The 16,900-nt window shown below is 55.2% G+C and carries 21 protein-coding genes; 11 read left to right on the top strand and 10 right to left on the bottom strand.

Features of this window, described 5'->3' with window-relative positions; genetic code table 11:
- Positions 1-16: 16 nt before the first annotated feature.
- From ibaG to mlaF, 6 genes are all read right to left on the bottom strand, one after another.
- Positions 17-271, bottom strand: a complete 255-nt coding sequence (ibaG, locus tag ACMYSN_RS17560; RefSeq protein ID WP_123756315.1) for a BolA family iron metabolism protein IbaG — start codon at positions 269-271, stop codon at positions 17-19.
- A gap of 136 nt (positions 272-407) precedes the next feature.
- Positions 408-698, bottom strand: a complete 291-nt coding sequence (mlaB, locus tag ACMYSN_RS17555; RefSeq protein ID WP_174509425.1) for a lipid asymmetry maintenance protein MlaB — start codon at positions 696-698, stop codon at positions 408-410.
- Complete coding sequence (gene mlaC, locus ACMYSN_RS17550) at positions 698-1,333, bottom strand: phospholipid-binding protein MlaC (protein WP_462495614.1); 636 nt, start codon at positions 1,331-1,333, stop codon at positions 698-700. The genes mlaB and mlaC overlap by 1 nt, the downstream gene beginning before the upstream one ends.
- 18 nt (positions 1,334-1,351) lie before the next feature.
- Positions 1,352-1,903, bottom strand: a complete 552-nt coding sequence (mlaD, locus tag ACMYSN_RS17545; protein ID WP_462495613.1) for an outer membrane lipid asymmetry maintenance protein MlaD — start codon at positions 1,901-1,903, stop codon at positions 1,352-1,354.
- A gap of 4 nt (positions 1,904-1,907) precedes the next feature.
- On the bottom strand, positions 1,908-2,690 hold the full coding sequence (mlaE, locus tag ACMYSN_RS17540) for a lipid asymmetry maintenance ABC transporter permease subunit MlaE (protein WP_123756311.1): 783 nt from the start codon (positions 2,688-2,690) through the stop codon (positions 1,908-1,910).
- Positions 2,690-3,508 carry a phospholipid ABC transporter ATP-binding protein MlaF gene (mlaF, locus tag ACMYSN_RS17535; protein WP_123756310.1) on the bottom strand — a complete coding sequence of 273 codons (819 nt, stop codon included), beginning with the start codon at positions 3,506-3,508 and terminating at the stop codon, positions 2,690-2,692. Before mlaF ends, mlaE begins: the two co-directional genes overlap by 1 nt.
- 211 nt (positions 3,509-3,719) lie before the next feature.
- Here mlaF and ACMYSN_RS17530 point away from each other — a divergent pair, with 211 nt between their 5' ends.
- The 11 genes from ACMYSN_RS17530 (at position 3,720) to npr (ending at position 11,616) form a co-directional block, all read left to right on the top strand.
- Entirely contained in the window at positions 3,720-4,697 is a 978-nt protein-coding gene (locus ACMYSN_RS17530; protein WP_462495612.1) for a sodium:calcium antiporter, read from the top strand.
- The gene (kdsD, locus tag ACMYSN_RS17525) at positions 4,694-5,698 is read left to right on the top strand and encodes a KpsF/GutQ family sugar isomerase (protein ID WP_462495611.1); all 1,005 of its coding nucleotides are present in this window, start codon (positions 4,694-4,696) and stop codon (positions 5,696-5,698) included. Before ACMYSN_RS17530 ends, kdsD begins: the two co-directional genes overlap by 4 nt.
- 14 nt (positions 5,699-5,712) lie before the next feature.
- A complete protein-coding gene (gene kdsC, locus ACMYSN_RS17520) occupies positions 5,713-6,279 on the top strand; it encodes a 3-deoxy-manno-octulosonate-8-phosphatase KdsC (protein WP_123756307.1) in 567 nt (188 codons plus the stop codon).
- Positions 6,276-6,851 (top strand): LPS export ABC transporter periplasmic protein LptC, encoded by a 576-nt coding sequence (gene lptC, locus ACMYSN_RS17515; protein ID WP_123756306.1) that lies wholly within the window; start codon positions 6,276-6,278, stop codon positions 6,849-6,851. The genes kdsC and lptC overlap by 4 nt, the downstream gene beginning before the upstream one ends.
- On the top strand, positions 6,820-7,365 hold the full coding sequence (lptA, locus tag ACMYSN_RS17510; protein WP_462495610.1) for a lipopolysaccharide transport periplasmic protein LptA: 546 nt from the start codon (positions 6,820-6,822) through the stop codon (positions 7,363-7,365). Before lptC ends, lptA begins: the two co-directional genes overlap by 32 nt.
- A gap of 6 nt (positions 7,366-7,371) precedes the next feature.
- The gene (gene lptB, locus ACMYSN_RS17505; protein WP_123756304.1) at positions 7,372-8,097 is read left to right on the top strand and encodes an LPS export ABC transporter ATP-binding protein; all 726 of its coding nucleotides are present in this window, start codon (positions 7,372-7,374) and stop codon (positions 8,095-8,097) included.
- Between the two features lie 47 nt (positions 8,098-8,144).
- A complete protein-coding gene (gene rpoN, locus ACMYSN_RS17500) occupies positions 8,145-9,578 on the top strand; it encodes an RNA polymerase factor sigma-54 (RefSeq protein WP_462495609.1) in 1,434 nt (477 codons plus the stop codon).
- Positions 9,579-9,600: 22 nt separating this feature from the next.
- On the top strand, positions 9,601-9,888 hold the full coding sequence (gene hpf, locus ACMYSN_RS17495) for a ribosome hibernation promoting factor (RefSeq protein ID WP_123756302.1): 288 nt from the start codon (positions 9,601-9,603) through the stop codon (positions 9,886-9,888).
- Between the two features lie 70 nt (positions 9,889-9,958).
- Entirely contained in the window at positions 9,959-10,447 is a 489-nt protein-coding gene (ptsN, locus tag ACMYSN_RS17490) for a PTS IIA-like nitrogen regulatory protein PtsN (protein WP_123756301.1), read from the top strand.
- 45 nt (positions 10,448-10,492) lie between these two features.
- Positions 10,493-11,347 (top strand): RNase adapter RapZ, encoded by an 855-nt coding sequence (rapZ, locus tag ACMYSN_RS17485; RefSeq protein WP_123756300.1) that lies wholly within the window; start codon positions 10,493-10,495, stop codon positions 11,345-11,347.
- On the top strand, positions 11,344-11,616 hold the full coding sequence (npr, locus tag ACMYSN_RS17480; protein WP_123756299.1) for a PTS phosphocarrier protein NPr: 273 nt from the start codon (positions 11,344-11,346) through the stop codon (positions 11,614-11,616). Before rapZ ends, npr begins: the two co-directional genes overlap by 4 nt.
- 62 nt (positions 11,617-11,678) lie before the next feature.
- Here the strand turns inward: npr and mtgA are convergent, their stop codons facing one another.
- From mtgA to mnmL, 4 genes are all read right to left on the bottom strand, one after another.
- On the bottom strand, positions 11,679-12,407 hold the full coding sequence (mtgA, locus tag ACMYSN_RS17475; protein WP_462495608.1) for a biosynthetic peptidoglycan transglycosylase: 729 nt from the start codon (positions 12,405-12,407) through the stop codon (positions 11,679-11,681).
- On the bottom strand, positions 12,404-13,057 hold the full coding sequence (gene elbB / locus ACMYSN_RS17470; protein ID WP_462495607.1) for an isoprenoid biosynthesis glyoxalase ElbB: 654 nt from the start codon (positions 13,055-13,057) through the stop codon (positions 12,404-12,406). The genes mtgA and elbB overlap by 4 nt, the downstream gene beginning before the upstream one ends.
- 231 nt (positions 13,058-13,288) lie before the next feature.
- On the bottom strand, positions 13,289-15,628 hold the full coding sequence (gene arcB, locus ACMYSN_RS17465) for an aerobic respiration two-component sensor histidine kinase ArcB (RefSeq protein ID WP_462495606.1): 2,340 nt from the start codon (positions 15,626-15,628) through the stop codon (positions 13,289-13,291).
- 84 nt (positions 15,629-15,712) lie between these two features.
- Positions 15,713-16,648: a TIGR01212 family radical SAM protein gene (gene mnmL / locus ACMYSN_RS17460; protein ID WP_462495605.1), complete on the bottom strand. Its 936-nt coding sequence runs from the start codon at positions 16,646-16,648 to the stop codon at positions 15,713-15,715.
- Between the last annotated feature and the right edge of the window lie 252 nt (positions 16,649-16,900).

The following is a 16,900-nucleotide window of genomic DNA, read 5'->3' as shown; positions in this document are numbered from 1 at the left end:
GGAGCGTCCCGGCAGCTTAAAAGCCGTTTAGTTTGCGGTCTCGTGCCCATTCTTGCGGGGTAAACGCTTTGATCGACAGCGCATGAATACGGTTGTCGGCGATGTATTCCATCAGCGGGGCGTAGATTGCCTGCTGTTTTTTTACCCGGCTCATGCCGTCAAACATCTCACCCACAGCAGTAACCTGGAAGTGACTGCCATCGCCAGAGACGTGGACTTCCTGAAGGGAGAGTGCGTTCATCAGCACGGTCTGAATTTCATGATTTTCCATGGGTTCACATTTTATCTGGTGGTGAAAATAGCCCAACATCTTAGAGGAAAGTGACGCAGTCTTAAACAAGCAAAAAGTCCCTTCTAAAATTTAGAGGGGACTTTCAGGAAAACCTCAGCAATAACACACTGAAAAGCTATGGGATCATATCGGCAGGAAGATTGTAGAGGCTGACCAACGTTTGCAGATTTTCGCTTTTTCCCGTCAGTGTCGCTTCCCTGCCCTGATGGCGAATTAACGCCACGAAATGCATCAGCAGCGCCAGCCCGGCGGTATCGACCCGGGTGACCGCATTAAGATCGATGACCGATACGCCATCCGTCGCCTGTGCACGGGCTTCCCAGAGCGGGACCAGCAGATCCTGGTCCAGCTCCCCATGCAGTGCCAGTCGCTCGCCATCGCGAGTCCAGCTCAGCTGCCCGGTCATTATTTTTTCTGTTCCAGGGTGATCGGCTGCGCGGAGATCGATTTCAACTGCGCGGTCAGGCCATCAACACCTTTGGTACGCAGCAGATCGCTCCACTCGTTCTGTTTGGTGGTGATCATACTCACCCCTTCGGCAATCATGTCGTAAGCCTGCCAGTTGCCGGTCTGGGTGTTTTTACGCCACTGGAAGTCCAGGCGTACCGGCGGACGGCCGTTAGGATCGAGAATCGTCACGCGAATCGGAATAATCGTTGCATCGCCCAGCGGCTGTTCCGGTGCAATCTGATATGTCTGACCGTGGTACATCGCCAGCGCCTGGCCATAGGCCTGTTTCAGATATTCACGGAAGGCCGTAAAGTAGGCTTCGCGCTGTGCCGGCGTCGCATCTTTGTAATAGCGGCCCAGCACCAGTGCACCCGCGTATTTCACCTGGACATAAGGCATCAGTTCCTGATCGACGATGTCACGCAGATAGTTCGGGTTAGCCTGAATCTTCGACTGTTCGTTTTTCAGGCGATCGAAGGTTTTCTGCGCCGCTTCGTCCATCAGCTTATACGGATTGGTCTGATCCGCTGCCGTCGCGGCGGTCAATGGGGCAATCACCAGCATGGCGATCATCAGTACGCGTTTAAACATATCGTTTTTCTCCTGAAATTAATGCGTCGTGGCAGCCGGCTGCGTCGCGTCAGTATGAGCCGCTTCAGCAGACGAATCATCGCCAGAATTCTTATTGTCACCGCCTTTACTGCTGTAAAGGAACTGACCAATCAGGTCTTCCAGTACCATGGCTGACTTGGTGTCCTGAATTGTGCCGCCATCTTTAAGAATAGACGTCCCCAGTTCCGGATCTTCAAAACCGACATTCAGCGCCAGGTACTGTTCCCCCAGCAGGCCAGAGGTACGAATCGCCAATGAACTGGTGTCAGGGATATGGTTGTAGCTCTCATCGATATCGAGCGCCACACGCGGCAGATAGGTTTTCGGATCCAGCGTGATGTCCGCGACCCGACCCACGACAACGCCGCCGATACGCACCGGAGAGCGAGCTTTGAGTCCACCAATATTGTCGAAGGTGGCATAGATACGATACGTCGGCTCGGTACGCAGAGACGTCACGTTAGCGGCCTTCAGGCAGACAAACAGCGCCGCCAGTAATGCCACCAGTAAGAACACACCTACCCAGATTTCACTTTTTTTCGTTTGCATGAACTCAATTCCCAAACATCAGCGCAGTCAGCACAAAATCCAGCCCCAGAACCGCCAGCGACGAATGCACTACCGTGCGCGTCGTTGCCCGGCTAATCCCGGCGGAAGTGGGGATAGCGTCATAACCGTTAAATAACGCCACCCAGGTCACCGTAACGGCGAATACCAGACTCTTAATCAGACAGTTAACCAGATCCATTCGCCAGTCGACGGCATTTTGCATCGCGCTCCAGAAGAAGCCGCTGTCGATACCTTTCCAGCTGACGCCCACCAGCGAACCGCCCCAGATCCCCACGGCGACAAAAATAATTGTCAATAGCGGCAGCGAAATCACCCCGGCCCAGAAACGAGGCGAAATCACGCGGCGCAGCGGATCGACCGCCATCATCTCCATACTGGAGAGCTGTTCGGTCGCACGCATCAGGCCAATTTCGGCCGTCAATGCAGAGCCCGCACGCCCGGCAAACAGCAGCGCGGCAACCACCGGCCCCAGCTCGCGCAGCAGCGACAGCGACACCAGCATGCCTAAACTGGTCTCGGCGCTGTAGGTGGTTAACACCAGATAGCCCTGCAGCCCCAGCACCATGCCGATAAACAGCCCCGACACGATGATGATCAACATGGACAGCACGCCGACGTTATAGAGCTGGCGAACCAGCAGCGGCGCATGCTTACGAAACTCCGGCTTGCCCACGACGGCATTGAACAGCATTAACCCGGCACGCCCGAACGTCGCGGTGGTTTTAATCCCCCGATGCCCGAGTGATGCCAGCAGATTTAGCAGCATCAGTTACTCACTCCCTTGCCGAGTAAATCATGGTGATAGTCGCCCGCCGGATAGCGGAACGGTACCGGACCGTCGGCAATGCCGTCGATAAACTGACGAACCCGCGGGTCGTCATTTTCCCGCAGCGACTTTGCGCTGCCATGAGCCACGATTTTTTTGTCGGCCACGATATACGCGTAGTCCGCAATGCTGAGCACTTCCGGCACGTCATGCGACACCACAATACAGGTCACGCCAAGCGTACTGTTCAGTTCTGAAATCAGCTTCACCAGCACGCCCATGGTGATGGGGTCCTGCCCGACAAACGGTTCGTCGAACATGATCAGGTCTGGCTCCAGCGCGATAGCCCGCGCCAACGCGGCACGCCGCGCCATCCCGCCAGAGAGCTCAGAAGGCATTAACTTCGCCGCGCCGCGCAGACCGACGGCTTCAAGCTTCATCATGACGGTGGTATGCAGCAGCGCTTCAGGCAGACGCGTATGTTCGCGCAGCGGGTAAGCGACGTTATTGAACACGTTCATATCGGTGAACAGTGCGCCGGACTGGAACAGCATGCTCATACGCTTGCGCACGGTATAGAGGCGCGAGCGTGACATCCCGGGCACGTTTTCGCCATCAAACAGGATCTCGCCTTTATCGGGCGGGATCTGTCCACCGATCAGGCGCAGCAGCGTCGTTTTACCGATCCCCGATGGCCCCATGATCGCCGTGATCTTACCGCGCGGCACTGACAGCGAGATGTCATCGAAGATCACCCGATCGCCGCGAGAGAAGCGGATACCGCGAACTTCGACCAAATTCGCCAATGTTTGGCTCATAAAATCATCCTTCCTAAACATCCCTCGGGCTAAGCATGGCGCGTACCTTCACCACAAACCCAACATTTTTACAGAATCTTACCTGCCTGGGTTAGCGAAAACTGGCATTTGTTTTACTTTTGACAAACATAAAGTCAAAATTGAGAATTCGTTACGCTGCAGACGGAATAGGACAGCGAAGCGACGATTATACCTGAAGAAAGGACTTTAGATGCTCTTAGCGACGGCTCTGTTAATCATTGGTTTACTGCTGGTAGTCTACAGCGCCGATCGTCTGGTCTACGCCGCTTCAATTTTGTGTCGAATGCTGGGGATCCCGCCGCTGATTATCGGAATGACGGTGGTCAGTATAGGCACCAGCCTGCCCGAGATCATCGTTTCTGCCGCCGCCTCCCTGCACGGACAGACCGATTTAGCCATCGGTACGGCAATCGGCTCCAATATTACCAATATATTATTAATACTTGGCCTCGCTGCCCTGCTCCATCCATTTACCGTGCATTCTGATATCCTGCGCCGCGAGTTACCGCTAATGTTGCTGGTCAGTTTGCTGGCAAGCTTTGTGCTGTACGATGGACAACTGTCCCGTATCGATGGCCTGTTTTTATTCGCGCTGGCCATTCTGTGGTTGCTGTTTACGATTAAAATCGCCCGTATTGCTGAACGCCAGGGCAGCGATAGTCTGACCCGGGAGCAGATGGCCGAACTCCCGCGGGAAGGTTCGCTTCCGGTCGCCCTGCTGTGGTTGGGCGTGGCCATGATTATTATGCCGATGGCTACCCGAATGGTCGTGGATAACGCCACCGTGCTGGCTAACTATTTTGCTATCAGCGAGCTGACCGTTGGCCTGACGGTGGTCGCCATCGGGACCAGCCTGCCGGAACTTGCGACGGCAATCGCCGGGGCGCGAAAAGGGGAAGATGACATCGCCATTGGCAATATTATTGGCGCTAATATTCTCAATATTGCCCTGGTGCTTGGCTTACCGGCACTGATTGCACCGGGCGCGTTCGCACCAGAGGCATTTACCCGCGACTACGCGGTCATGATGGTCGTCAGCGTGATCTTCGCCCTGCTGTGCTGGCGACGCAAACAGCAACCCGGCCGTCTTGTCGGTGCGCTCCTGGTCGGCGGTTTTGTAGTTTGGTTGGCGATGCTGTACTGGGCAGCACCGCTCTTCGTTGAATGACTCGGGATAACATTATGTCGCAAATAGATTTGCCAACGGATTTTGACTTTCAACGGGCAGGACGTGAAGTACTGGACATTGAACGTGAAGGTCTGGCTCAACTCGATCAGTACATTAACGCCGATTTTACGCAGGCCTGCGAAAAGATCTTCCGCTGTAGCGGGAAAGTGGTGGTGATGGGGATGGGCAAATCTGGTCATATCGGGCGTAAAATGGCGGCCACCTTCGCCAGCACCGGTACGCCTTCGTTTTTCGTTCATCCCGGCGAAGCGGCCCACGGCGACTTAGGCATGGTGACACCGCAGGATGTCATCATTGCGCTCTCCAATTCCGGCGAGTCAAACGAGATCCTGGCGCTGATTCCGGTCCTGAAACGCCAGCAGGTGCCGCTCATCTGCATGACCAGTCGCCCGGAAAGCAGCATGGCGCGCGCGGCAGACATTCACCTTTGCGTGAAAGTACTGAAGGAAGCCTGTCCGCTAGGGCTGGCCCCGACCTCCAGCACCACCGCCGCGCTGGTGATGGGTGATGCGCTGGCGGTCGCGCTGCTGGAAGCACGTGGTTTTACCGCTGAAGATTTCGCCCTGTCGCATCCTGGCGGCGCACTGGGTCGTAAGCTGCTGCTGCGCGTCAATGATATTATGCATACGGGTGATGAAATCCCGCACGTCAGCGTGACGGCAACCTTGCGCGATGCGCTGCTGGAAATCACGCGTAAAAATTTAGGCATGACCGCCGTCTGCGACGACGACATGAACATCATTGGTATTTTCACCGATGGTGACCTGCGCCGGGTGTTTGATACCGGCGTCGATATGCGTAACGCCAGCATCGCCGAGGTGATGACACCGGGCGGGATCCGCATCCGTCCCGGCATTCTGGCCGTGGATGCGCTGAACCTGATGCAGTCCCGTCATATCACCTGCGTGTTAGTTGCCGATGGCGACCATCTGTTGGGTGTGGTACATATGCACGATCTCCTGCGCGCAGGCGTAGTGTAAGTAAGGATAAAATAATGAATAATGCTGATGCTCTGCTGGCAACCTGTTACGGACCGGTAAGCGCTGAGTTTATCGAGCGGGCGGCAAAGATCCGTTTGCTCATCCTCGACGTTGACGGCGTGCTGTCCGACGGTCTTATCTACATGGGTAACCACGGCGAAGAGCTGAAGGCGTTTAACGTCCGGGACGGTTATGGGGTCCGCTGCGCACTGACTTCCGGTATTGAGGTCGCGATTATTACCGGGCGAAAAGCTAAACTGGTAGAAGACCGTTGTCAGACACTGGGCATTACGCACCTGTATCAAGGGCAGTCTGATAAACTGCTGGCATTCCGTGACTTATTAAGCAAGCTGGCGGTCCATCCGGATGAAGTTGCCTACATTGGCGATGACCTGATCGACTGGCCGGTTATGGCAGAAGTCGGGCTGAGCGTTGCGGTGGCAGATGCCCATCCGCTGCTGCTGCCACGAGCGAACTACATCACCCGCATCAATGGCGGGCGTGGAGCGGTACGAGAAGTCTGCGATTTGTTACTCCTGGCGCAGGGCAAGCTGGATGAGGCCAAAGGACAATCAATATGAGTAAAACCAGACGTTGGGTTATTATTTTACTATCGCTGGTCGCGCTGGTCCTGATAGGCCTGAATCTGGCGGGTACGGACGACACGCCGGCACCAGAGGCCAATCCTGCTGACCCAACGTACACCAGCGAGCATACCGATACCGTGGTCTACAGCCCTGAAGGGGCGCTTAACTATCGCTTGATCGCTGAGCACGTGGAGTATTTTTCCGCCGAGGCGCTATCGTGGTTCACCAAACCGGTCATGACGACCTTTGACACCAATAAGGTCCCGACCTGGTCTATCAAAGCAGACAGGGCAAAGCTGACCAACGACCGCATGCTGTATCTTTATGGGCATGTTGAGGTAAACGCACTGACAGCGGACTCTCAACTGCGCAAAATTACGACGGATAACGCCCAGATAAACCTGGTAACACAAGATGTTACCTCCGATGACATGGTGACGTTGTACGGGACAACATTTAATTCTAGCGGCCTGAAAATGCGCGGTAACTTGCGCAGCAAAACTGCCGAGCTGATTGAAAAGGTTAGAACCTCTTATGAAATTCAGAACAAACAAACTCAGCCTTAAGATTGCGCTCGCCAGCGCCATTCTGGCCGCCAGCCTGCCGGCACTGGCCAAAACCGGTGATACCGATCAGCCGATTCACATCGAATCCGATCAGCAATCGCTGGATATGCAGGGCAATATCGTCACCTTTACCGGCAATGTGGTCGTCACCCAGGGCACCATCAAAATCAACGCAGATAAGGTGGTCGTCACCCGTCCTGGCGGTGAAAAAGGCAAAGAAGTGATCGACGGTTATGGTAACCCGGCCACCTTCTATCAGATGCAGGACAACGGCAAACCGGTGAAAGGCCGCGCCGATAAAATGCATTATGAATTGCAGAACGATTTTGTGGTGCTGACCGGCAACGCGCATCTGGAGCAGATCGATAGCAACATCCAGGGTGACAAAATCACTTACCTGGTGAAAGAGCAGAAAATGCAGGCTTTCAGCAGTAAAGGCGGACGCGTAACCACGGTTCTGGTTCCTTCGCAGCTGCAGGACAAAAGTGGCGATCAGTCAAAGAAAGGTAAGTAATTCGTTATGGCAACATTAACTGCAAAGAATCTTGCTAAAGCCTATAAAGGCCGCCGCGTGGTGGAAGATGTCAGTCTGACCGTGAACTCCGGCGAGATTGTCGGCCTGCTTGGCCCAAACGGCGCCGGTAAAACCACGACCTTCTACATGGTGGTGGGCATTGTGCCGCGCGACGCCGGCAACATTATCATCGACGATGAAGATATCAGCCTGCTGCCGCTGCACGCGCGCGCGCGCCGGGGCATTGGCTATCTGCCGCAGGAAGCCTCTATTTTCCGCCGCCTGAGCGTGTTTGATAACCTGATGGCGGTGTTGCAGATTCGGGACGATCTCAGCAGCGAGCAGCGCGAAGATCGCGCCAAAGAGCTGATGGAAGAGTTTCATATCGAACATCTGCGCGACAGCCTCGGTCAGGCGCTTTCCGGTGGTGAACGCCGTCGTGTCGAAATCGCCCGTGCGCTGGCCGCTAACCCGAAATTTATCCTGCTGGATGAACCCTTTGCCGGCGTGGACCCGATTTCCGTTATCGACATCAAACGGATCATCGAACACCTGCGAGACAGCGGTCTTGGGGTGCTGATCACCGACCATAACGTCAGGGAAACGCTGGCCGTTTGTGAACGCGCCTATATCGTTAGCCAGGGTCATCTGATTGCCCACGGCACGCCGCAAGAAATCCTGGAAGACGAGCAGGTTAAGCGCGTGTATCTTGGGGAAGACTTCAGACTCTGATAGGGTAGAGGTTACAGACGTTTTAGCCGGAGATATTTGCCCTGAATATGAAGCAAGGTTTGCAATTAAGGCTAAGCCAACAGCTTGCCATGACGCCACAACTGCAGCAGGCCATCCGTTTGCTGCAGCTGTCCACGTTAGAACTCCAGCAGGAACTCCAGCAGGCGCTGGAGAGTAATCCGTTGCTTGAGCAAACCGATCTTCACGATGAGGTAGAAACCAAAGAGGTCGAGGACCGCGAATCCCTGGATACGGTCGATGCGCTTGAGCAAAAAGATATGCCGGAGGAGTTGCCCCTCGACGCCAGCTGGGATGAGATCTACACCGCCGGTACACCGTCAGGAAACGGCGTTGACTATCAGGACGACGAGCTGCCGGTCTATCAGGGCGAAACGACCCAAAGCCTGCAGGATTACCTGATGTGGCAGGTCGAGCTGACGCCATTTACCGATACCGATCGCGCCATCGCCACCTCTATCGTCGATGCCGTCGATGACACCGGCTATCTCACCATTCGGATCGAAGATATTGTCGAGAGCATCGACGATGAAGAGATCGGCCTCGAAGAAGTAGAAGCAGTACTAAAACGTATCCAACGTTTCGACCCGGTTGGCGTGGCGGCGAAAGATCTGCGCGACTGCCTGCTGGTTCAGCTTTCACAATATGCAAAAGAGACGCCGTGGCTGGAAGAGGCCCGGCTGATCATCAGCGATCATCTCGATCTGCTCGCCAACCATGATTTCCGTTCCCTGATGCGCGTGACGCGTCTTAAAGAAGATGTGCTGAAAGAAGCGGTTAACCTGATCCAGTCGCTCGATCCTCGCCCAGGCCAGTCGATCCAGACCAGTGAGCCAGAGTATGTCATTCCTGACGTTCTGGTGCGCAGGGTTAGCGACCGCTGGGTAGTGGAGCTGAATTCCGACAGTATCCCGCGCCTGAAAATCAATCAGCACTATGCCGCAATGGGTAACAGCTCGCGCAATGACGCCGACAGCCAGTTTATCCGTAGCAACCTGCAGGAAGCTCGCTGGCTCATCAAGAGCCTGGAAAGCCGCAACGATACGCTGCTGCGAGTCAGCCGTTGCATCGTCGAGCAGCAGCAAGCCTTCTTCGAGCAGGGCGAAGAGTATATGAAACCGATGGTGCTGGCGGATATCGCTCAGGCCGTCGAGATGCATGAATCCACTATTTCACGTGTCACCACTCAAAAATACCTGCACAGTCCGCGCGGTATTTTTGAGCTCAAGTATTTCTTCTCCAGCCACGTAAGCACCGAAGGCGGCGGCGAGGCATCGTCCACCGCCATTCGTGCGCTGGTGAAGAAGTTAATCGCCGCGGAGAACCCCGCGAAGCCGTTGAGTGACAGTAAGCTCACCACCATACTGTCCGAACAAGGTATCATGGTCGCGCGCCGTACCGTTGCCAAGTACCGAGAGTCTTTATCCATTCCGCCGTCCAACCAGCGTAAACAACTGGTCTGACACAACCGATAAGGAAGACACTATGCAGCTCAACATTACAGGACACAACGTCGAGATCACCCCTGCACTGCGCGACTTCGTGAACGCGAAGTTCAGCAAACTGGAGCAGTTTTTCGACCGGATCAATCAGGTCTACATTGTGTTAAAAGTAGAGAAGGTGACGCAAATTGCGGATGCCAATCTGCATGTCAACGGTGGCGAAATCCATGCCAGTGCGGAAGGGCAGGATATGTATGCCGCTATCGATGGTCTTATCGATAAGCTGGCAAGACAGTTAACGAAACATAAAGATAAACTAAAACAACACTAATTGTCCGGGCGTTGCTCTCGCCTGTTACCCGCTTTCATGGGTGGCAGGCAAGGGGCGCTCAGGTGAAATTATGATGAACAACGATTCGGCTCTACAACTGAGCAACGTCCTTAACCAGGAATGTACCCGTAGCCAGGTTCACTGCCAGAGCAAAAAACGCGCGCTGGAAATCATCAGTGAGCTGGCAGCTAAACAGTTAGGTTTACCGCCACAGCTGGTGTTTGAAGCGATCCTCACTCGCGAGAAAATGGGCAGTACCGGGATTGGCAATGGGATTGCCATTCCTCATGGCAAGCTCGAAGAGGATACGCTGCGTGCGGTTGGCGTATTTGTCCAGCTGGAAACCCCGATTGCATTTGATGCCATCGACAACCAGCCGGTCGACCTGCTGTTTGCGCTCCTGGTGCCGGCTGACCAGACCAAGACCCATCTACATACGCTGTCGCTGGTGGCGAAACGGCTGGCAGATAAAACCATTTGCCGTCGCCTGCGTAGCGCGCAAAGCGATGAAGAGCTGTATGAGATCATCACCGAAGCAGGAAGCAGCGATGATAGTTAACGAGAGTCGCACCTCACTCTTTATCGTACTGAGGAGAAACGGTACATGGTACTGATGATCGTCAGTGGCCGCTCAGGCTCGGGGAAATCCGTTGCCCTGCGGGCGCTGGAAGATATGGGTTTCTACTGCGTAGATAACCTGCCGGTTGTGCTGCTGCCAGAACTGGCCCGTTCGCTGGCCGACAGAAACATATCCGCTGCCGTCAGCATTGACGTGCGCAATATGCCGGAATCACCGGAGATCTTTGAGCAGGCGATGAAAAACCTGCCGGAGACATTTTCACCTCAGCTTCTGTTCCTCGATGCTGACCGTAACACGCTGATCCGCCGCTACAGTGACACGCGTCGCCTGCACCCGCTGTCGAGCAAGAACCTGTCGCTTGAAAGCGCAATTGATGAAGAGAGCGCCCTGCTGGAACCACTGCGTTCCCGCGCAGACCTGATCGTCGATACCTCCGAAATGTCGGTGCATGAACTGGCAGAAATGCTGCGTACGCGCCTGCTCGGCAAGCGTGAGCGCGAGCTGACCATGGTCTTTGAATCCTTCGGGTTTAAGCACGGCATTCCAATTGATGCCGATTATGTCTTCGACGTGCGCTTCTTACCCAACCCGCACTGGGATCCCAAACTGCGTCCCATGACCGGGCTGGATAAACCGGTGGCTGCCTTCCTTGATCGGCACACGGAAGTTCACAATTTTATTTACCAGACCCGCAGCTATCTTGAGCTATGGTTACCGATGCTGGAGACCAATAATCGCAGCTATCTGACGGTGGCTATTGGTTGTACCGGCGGTAAACATCGCTCGGTCTACATTGCCGAGCAACTGGCTGACTACTTCCGCTCGCGCGGCAAGAATGTGCAGTCTCGACATCGGACGCTGGAAAAACGCAAATCATGACTGTAAAGCAGACCGTTGAGATCACCAATAAGCTGGGCATGCACGCCCGCCCGGCTATGAAGCTGTTTGAGCTGATGCAAAATTATGACGCAGAAGTGCTGCTGCGCAATGATGAAGGTACGGAAGCCGAAGCCAATAGTGTGATTGCCTTGCTCATGCTCGACTCTGCCAAGGGTCGACAAATTGAGATTGAGGCCAACGGTCCGCAGGAAGCCGAGGCGCTGGCAGCGGTCATTGCGCTGTTCAACGCCGGTTTTGACGAAGATTAGCCTTTCCTGATGCCCTCCCCGGCGGCGCGATGCTGACCGGGACTTACGCTCCCTGCCCTGCCTCAATCCAGCTTATGCGCCCGCATAAACCCTTCTCCGCCTAACTGACGCATCTGACGCAGGATCCACGCCTGGCGGCTGCGAATATAGCCGGACGGCGCATCGGCGCGAAAGCGGATCGGGTTAGGCAGTACCGCCGCCAGAAGCGCGGCTTCCGAGGCGGTTAGCTTGCTGGCCGGCTTATGAAAAAAACGCTGAGAGGCCGCTTCAACACCAAACGTCCCTTCACCAAACTCGGCAATATTGAGATAGACGGTGAGGATACGTTTCTTGCTCCACACCGTCTCAATGCCTACCGTCAGTCCGGCTTCCAGCCCTTTACGCAACCAGCTGCGGCCATCCCACAAGAACAGGTTTTTCGCCGTCTGCTGCGACAGCGTGGAGGCACCGCGCACGCGATTTTCCTGGCGTTGATTGTGAGCCAGCGCTTTTTCTATCGCCGACACATCAAAGCCCCAGTGCTCAGGAAACTTTTGGTCCTCAGAAGCAATAACCGCCAGCCCCATCCACGGTGATATCGCATCCATGCTGACCCAGTCAGAATGGGCGACGTAGTGGAAGTCACCGTGCAACCATGCGCCAACCTGCCGCTCCAGCATGACGGCGGAAAAAGGCACCGGCAGAACGCTAAAGAGGGCGATTCCGCCGCCCCACATCACCACCCCAATCATCAGGATACGCAGCAGCAGGCGTTTTAACATCCGCAGCGGCGACTGGCGACGAACACTCATGCAGCCAGAACCAGGACGCGGGCCACCAGCTTCTCAATGCCGCTTGCCGCTTCCGCGATGTTCTGCGCCTGCATCCAGGCCGGGGTCGTCACAACCTTGTTCTCTTCATCGACCACGATATCATCGACCGGGCAAGGCACGTGTTCCGCGCCCATCTCTTCCACCACTTCAGCAGTATCGAGATCGGTGCCGATGGTTATGCGCAAAGGCACAGAGAAAATTTTCGGCAGCAGCGCCGGAGCAATGCACATGAAGCCCAGCGGTTTACCGGCTTCATGCATCGCCAGCACCAGCGCTTTCAGATCGCTGTCGACAAGGCACTCGCTGCCCTGTGAAGCGAAGCTGCTGAGATTTTTCGCCGCGCCAAACCCACCGGGAACGATCAGCGCGTCTAACGCCTCGGCCCGGGCGCTGGCCAGCGGCTGGATATCACCGCGGGCAATGCGCGCCGCCTCAATCAGCACGTTGCGCGTTTCACTCAGCGGTTCGCCGGTCAGATGGTTGATAACGTCCGTTTGAGCCTTATCCGGCGCAAAGCAGATGGCCTGCGCGCCGCCACGGGCAATCGCCAACAGGGTAATGACCGCTTCATGGATCTCCGTCCCGTCATACACACCACACCCGCTCAGTACCACACCAATCTTTTTCATACGCCCACTCCTTAGTACAACTTACTGAAACCAGTCAAAAATTTTGATTTACTCGCATTGCTTCACATATTTAACTGATTCACGTAACAAATAATTTAAGGTTTGCTATCTTAATGAGCGAGCAAACCGAATCCTCAGGTTGCGCTGCTTATAACTCTATCGAAAAATTCTGGCGCAACGACCAGTTCCCTGGTGTTGGCGCAGTGTTCGCGCACCCCGGTTTATCCGGGGTCATTTTTTTGGTGCCGACGCCACCCACGCCTTCAACACCGCCACATCGTTCTGCCACTCTGACTTCATCTCTTCAACCCATTCAGCGACGTTATCTGACCACGCCGGCAGGTCCGGGGTCTGAATCTGCTGTCCGAGCTGTTGAAGATGACGCAGGCCGATAGAGCCCGCTGCGCCTTTGATCTTATGCCCTTCATCCACGATGCCTTTGCGGTCACGGGCGGTCAGATTAGACTCCAGCACCGCCATATAGCCTGGCATCATCTTCTCGAACACCGCCAGACCGTCGTTGATAAGCTTCGGCCCGACCAGCTCGATATACTGCTCAAGCATTGGAATATCGAGCACTGAAGAGGCCTTGCTGGTATCCGCCGCCGGGATCTCGATCTCATCCTCTTCCGGGGAGTCCCAGAATTTTTTAATGATGGCGGTTAATGCCGGCACCGATAGCGGCTTGCTCAGGACATCGTCCATACCGGCATCGAGATACTCTTTTTTGTTTTTCAGCACGTTCGCCGTCAGCGCCACCAGCGGCGGCAGCTCATCAGCAGCAAAGTGCTGTTTAAGATGCCGGGAAATATCCAGGCCGGTCATATCTGGCAGCTGAATATCCAGCAACACCAGGTCATACTCGCCCGGTTTAAACATTTCCAGTGCCGCGGTACCGGTCATCGCGACATCCACGGTATTGCCCAGTTTCTCCAGCACCGAGCGCGCGACGATCACGTTAAGCTCGATATCTTCGACCAGCAGCACGCTGAGCGCCGGCAGCGGCATCTCATCATCTGTCAGACTGTCTTCCGTCTCTTCCGCCACCGCTGGCGCATGCACGGTCAACGTAAACGTCGCCCCTTGCCCAGGCAAACTGGAGACATTAATGTCGCCGCCCATATTGCGCGCCAGACGACGCGACACGGCAAGGCCAATCCCGGTCCCGGTTGCCGGCTTACCACCGTGGCTGTCTTTTACCTGATAGTACATGGCGAAGATCTTATCCTGCTCCGCCTGAGGAATACCGATACCGGAGTCTTCCACTTCAAAGTGCAGAATGTCTCCCTCATCGTAGCGCACGCGGACGGTGACATTTCCGCCCTGCGGGGTAAATTTCACGGCGTTGCTGATAAGATTCCACAAAATCTGCCGCAGGCGGGTTCCGTCAGTCACCACGTTATGTGGCAACGGCTGCGTCGGATCCATCACGAAGCGCAGCCCCTTCTGCTGCGCCTGCAGACCGGAGAGGTTTTCGAGGTCGGCCAGGAAGCTGGTGAAGTCGACCGGCTGGTTATCCAGCTGAACCTTACGGCGCTCCATCTTATCCATATCGATAATATCGTTGAAAATATTCCCCAACGTCACCGCCGACACATGAATGGTCTTGAGGTATTTTTCCTGCTCGCCGGTCAGGTCAGTATCCAGAAGGATACGGCTCAGCCCGACGATGCCATTCAGCGGCGTACGCAGCTCATGGCTGATGGTAGAAATAAAGGTAGTCTTGTCCCGGCTGGCGCGTTCCAGCGCATCCTGGTAGCGCTTACGTTCGGTAATATCGCGGCCAAAGCCCATCAGCCCCCGGCGTTTACCCACGCGGTCATAGTAAGGGACTTTGCGGATCTCAAAGCAGGCTTTGCGCCCGTCGGGGTAATCCAGCCACTGTTCATAGGTCAGGGAGACGTTATGACGGAAGACTTTTTCATCCGTCTCGAGGACTTTTACTGCCGCTTCCTCGTTATAGACATCCTGAGGTTTCAGGTGAATAAGCTGCTTTTCGCTTTTCCCTGTCAGCAGCTCCATGGCGCGGTTACAGCCGGAAAACTCTTTGTCTTCATTACGATAGAAAACTAAATCCGGGGAAGCATCCAGGAAAGAGCGCAGGAAAGAGGATTGTTGTTCGAGCTGAATTTGCGCCTCTTCACGCTCTTTCATCTCAATCTTCAGCTGTTCGAGGGTTGTTTCGCGCTCGGCTTCCGCTTTCTCACGCTCGCCAATCTCCTGATTGAGTTGGGCGATATTGTCTTTGAGCTGCACGTTAAGCTTCAGGTCGCGCTCGCGCATCTCCTCAAGCTTTTCAACCAGTCGGGAGAGGCGCTGCCGCGACTCTTCCAGTTGCTCAACGACCACCGACAGAAAATAGACCGCCCAGGGCGTGATCAGCAGACCAAAGAAGATGGAGCGGATAACATCGATACTCTCGACCTGGCCATGCAGCACCATCGTAACGGCCATCTGTACGACAATCGCCAGCACCACCAGTGCAAGGGCCAACAGCATGGAAAAACGCACCAGACCCAACTTCATCATCAGGTCGACATAGTACTGCGCCAGCATACGGATTTGCTTCATAAGGGATTCCTTCGCGACAACTCCGCACAATAATACCCAATTCTGAGCAAACCGCTGTAAGTTGTGCGAAAAATGCGAAGCCCCTTACTCCTGGAGGGAAGGTGGCGTCCAGGCACGTCCCAGTGCCGAGCCCTGCACGCCGTGCTGATTCAGATAGCGGTCGAGTTCTACCATCCCGGTCCAGCGGTTTTCACACCACAGCGGCGCCAGCAGCGTCGGGCGACGGGCGCTGGCGGAAATTCGGTGATAAATCACCTCGGGCGGCGTGGCGCGGATCATCTCGCCGGCGGTGACTGTATACTCCTCCAGCGCAATGGCCTCGAGGCGTCCGGCCTGCCAGGCTTTCGCCATCGTACTGCCGGTCACTATGTGCAGGGGGTGCAGCTTGATACCATCGACGCCTGTATCCACCACCTGCTCCAGGGTTTGCAGGCAATGCTCCAGGGTTTCGCCCGGCAGCCCGACAATCAGATGCGAGCACACTTTCAGCCCGCGTTCACGTGCCAGGCGGGTCGTTCGCTGGTAGCAGGCAAAATCGTGGCCGCGATTAATCCGGTGCAGCGTTTTGTCATGTGCGGTTTGCAGGCCCAGCTCCAGCCACACCTCATAACCCTGCTCGTGGTAGCCGCTCAGCAGATCTAACACCGCTTCCGGGACACAATCCGGGCGGGTGCCGACACAGAGCCCGACGATATTGGCCTGGCTAACCGCCTGCTGATACATATTGCGCAGGACCTGCACTTCCGCAAAGGTGCTGGTGTACGCCTGGAAATAGGCCAGATAACGCTTTGCGCGATTCACGCACTGCGCCTGATGCGCCAGTTGCTCTGCAATAGAAAGATGCTGCTGTTCTTCGTCAGCAAAAGAGGCCACATTGCAGAAGGTGCAGCCTCCACGACCGATGGTGCCATCGCGATTCGGGCAGCTAAACCCACCATGCAGCGTCAGTTTATGGACTTTTTCGCCATAGCGACGTGAAAGATCCCCACCAAACATATTGACTAATTTTTGTAACTGCATAATCTGATAGACCGGCCTTAAGAAAGGGGCCAAGCCTGCCATTTTTAGCCACCGAAGACGATGACCTGGATCAATCGTCAGTGCGGCCGCACACTTCATTGCATAACAACTCAAGATAACTGCAATTTCATTCACCCGTCCGGTAATGACTTTTCCTTATACTTAAGCCCTGGATTGCCATTATCTTCATCAGGGGAAAAAACAGTGTTATTCCCCACCCCGAAAGAATCAGTCAGAAGAATACTCTGCGAT

The organism is Klebsiella sp. R445 (assembly GCF_051131755.1).
GTDB classification, from domain to species: Bacteria; Pseudomonadota; Gammaproteobacteria; order Enterobacterales; family Enterobacteriaceae; genus Klebsiella; species Klebsiella lignicola.
The sequence above is the reverse complement of the archived record's forward strand: the minus strand, read 5'-3'. Positions and strand labels throughout refer to the sequence as shown.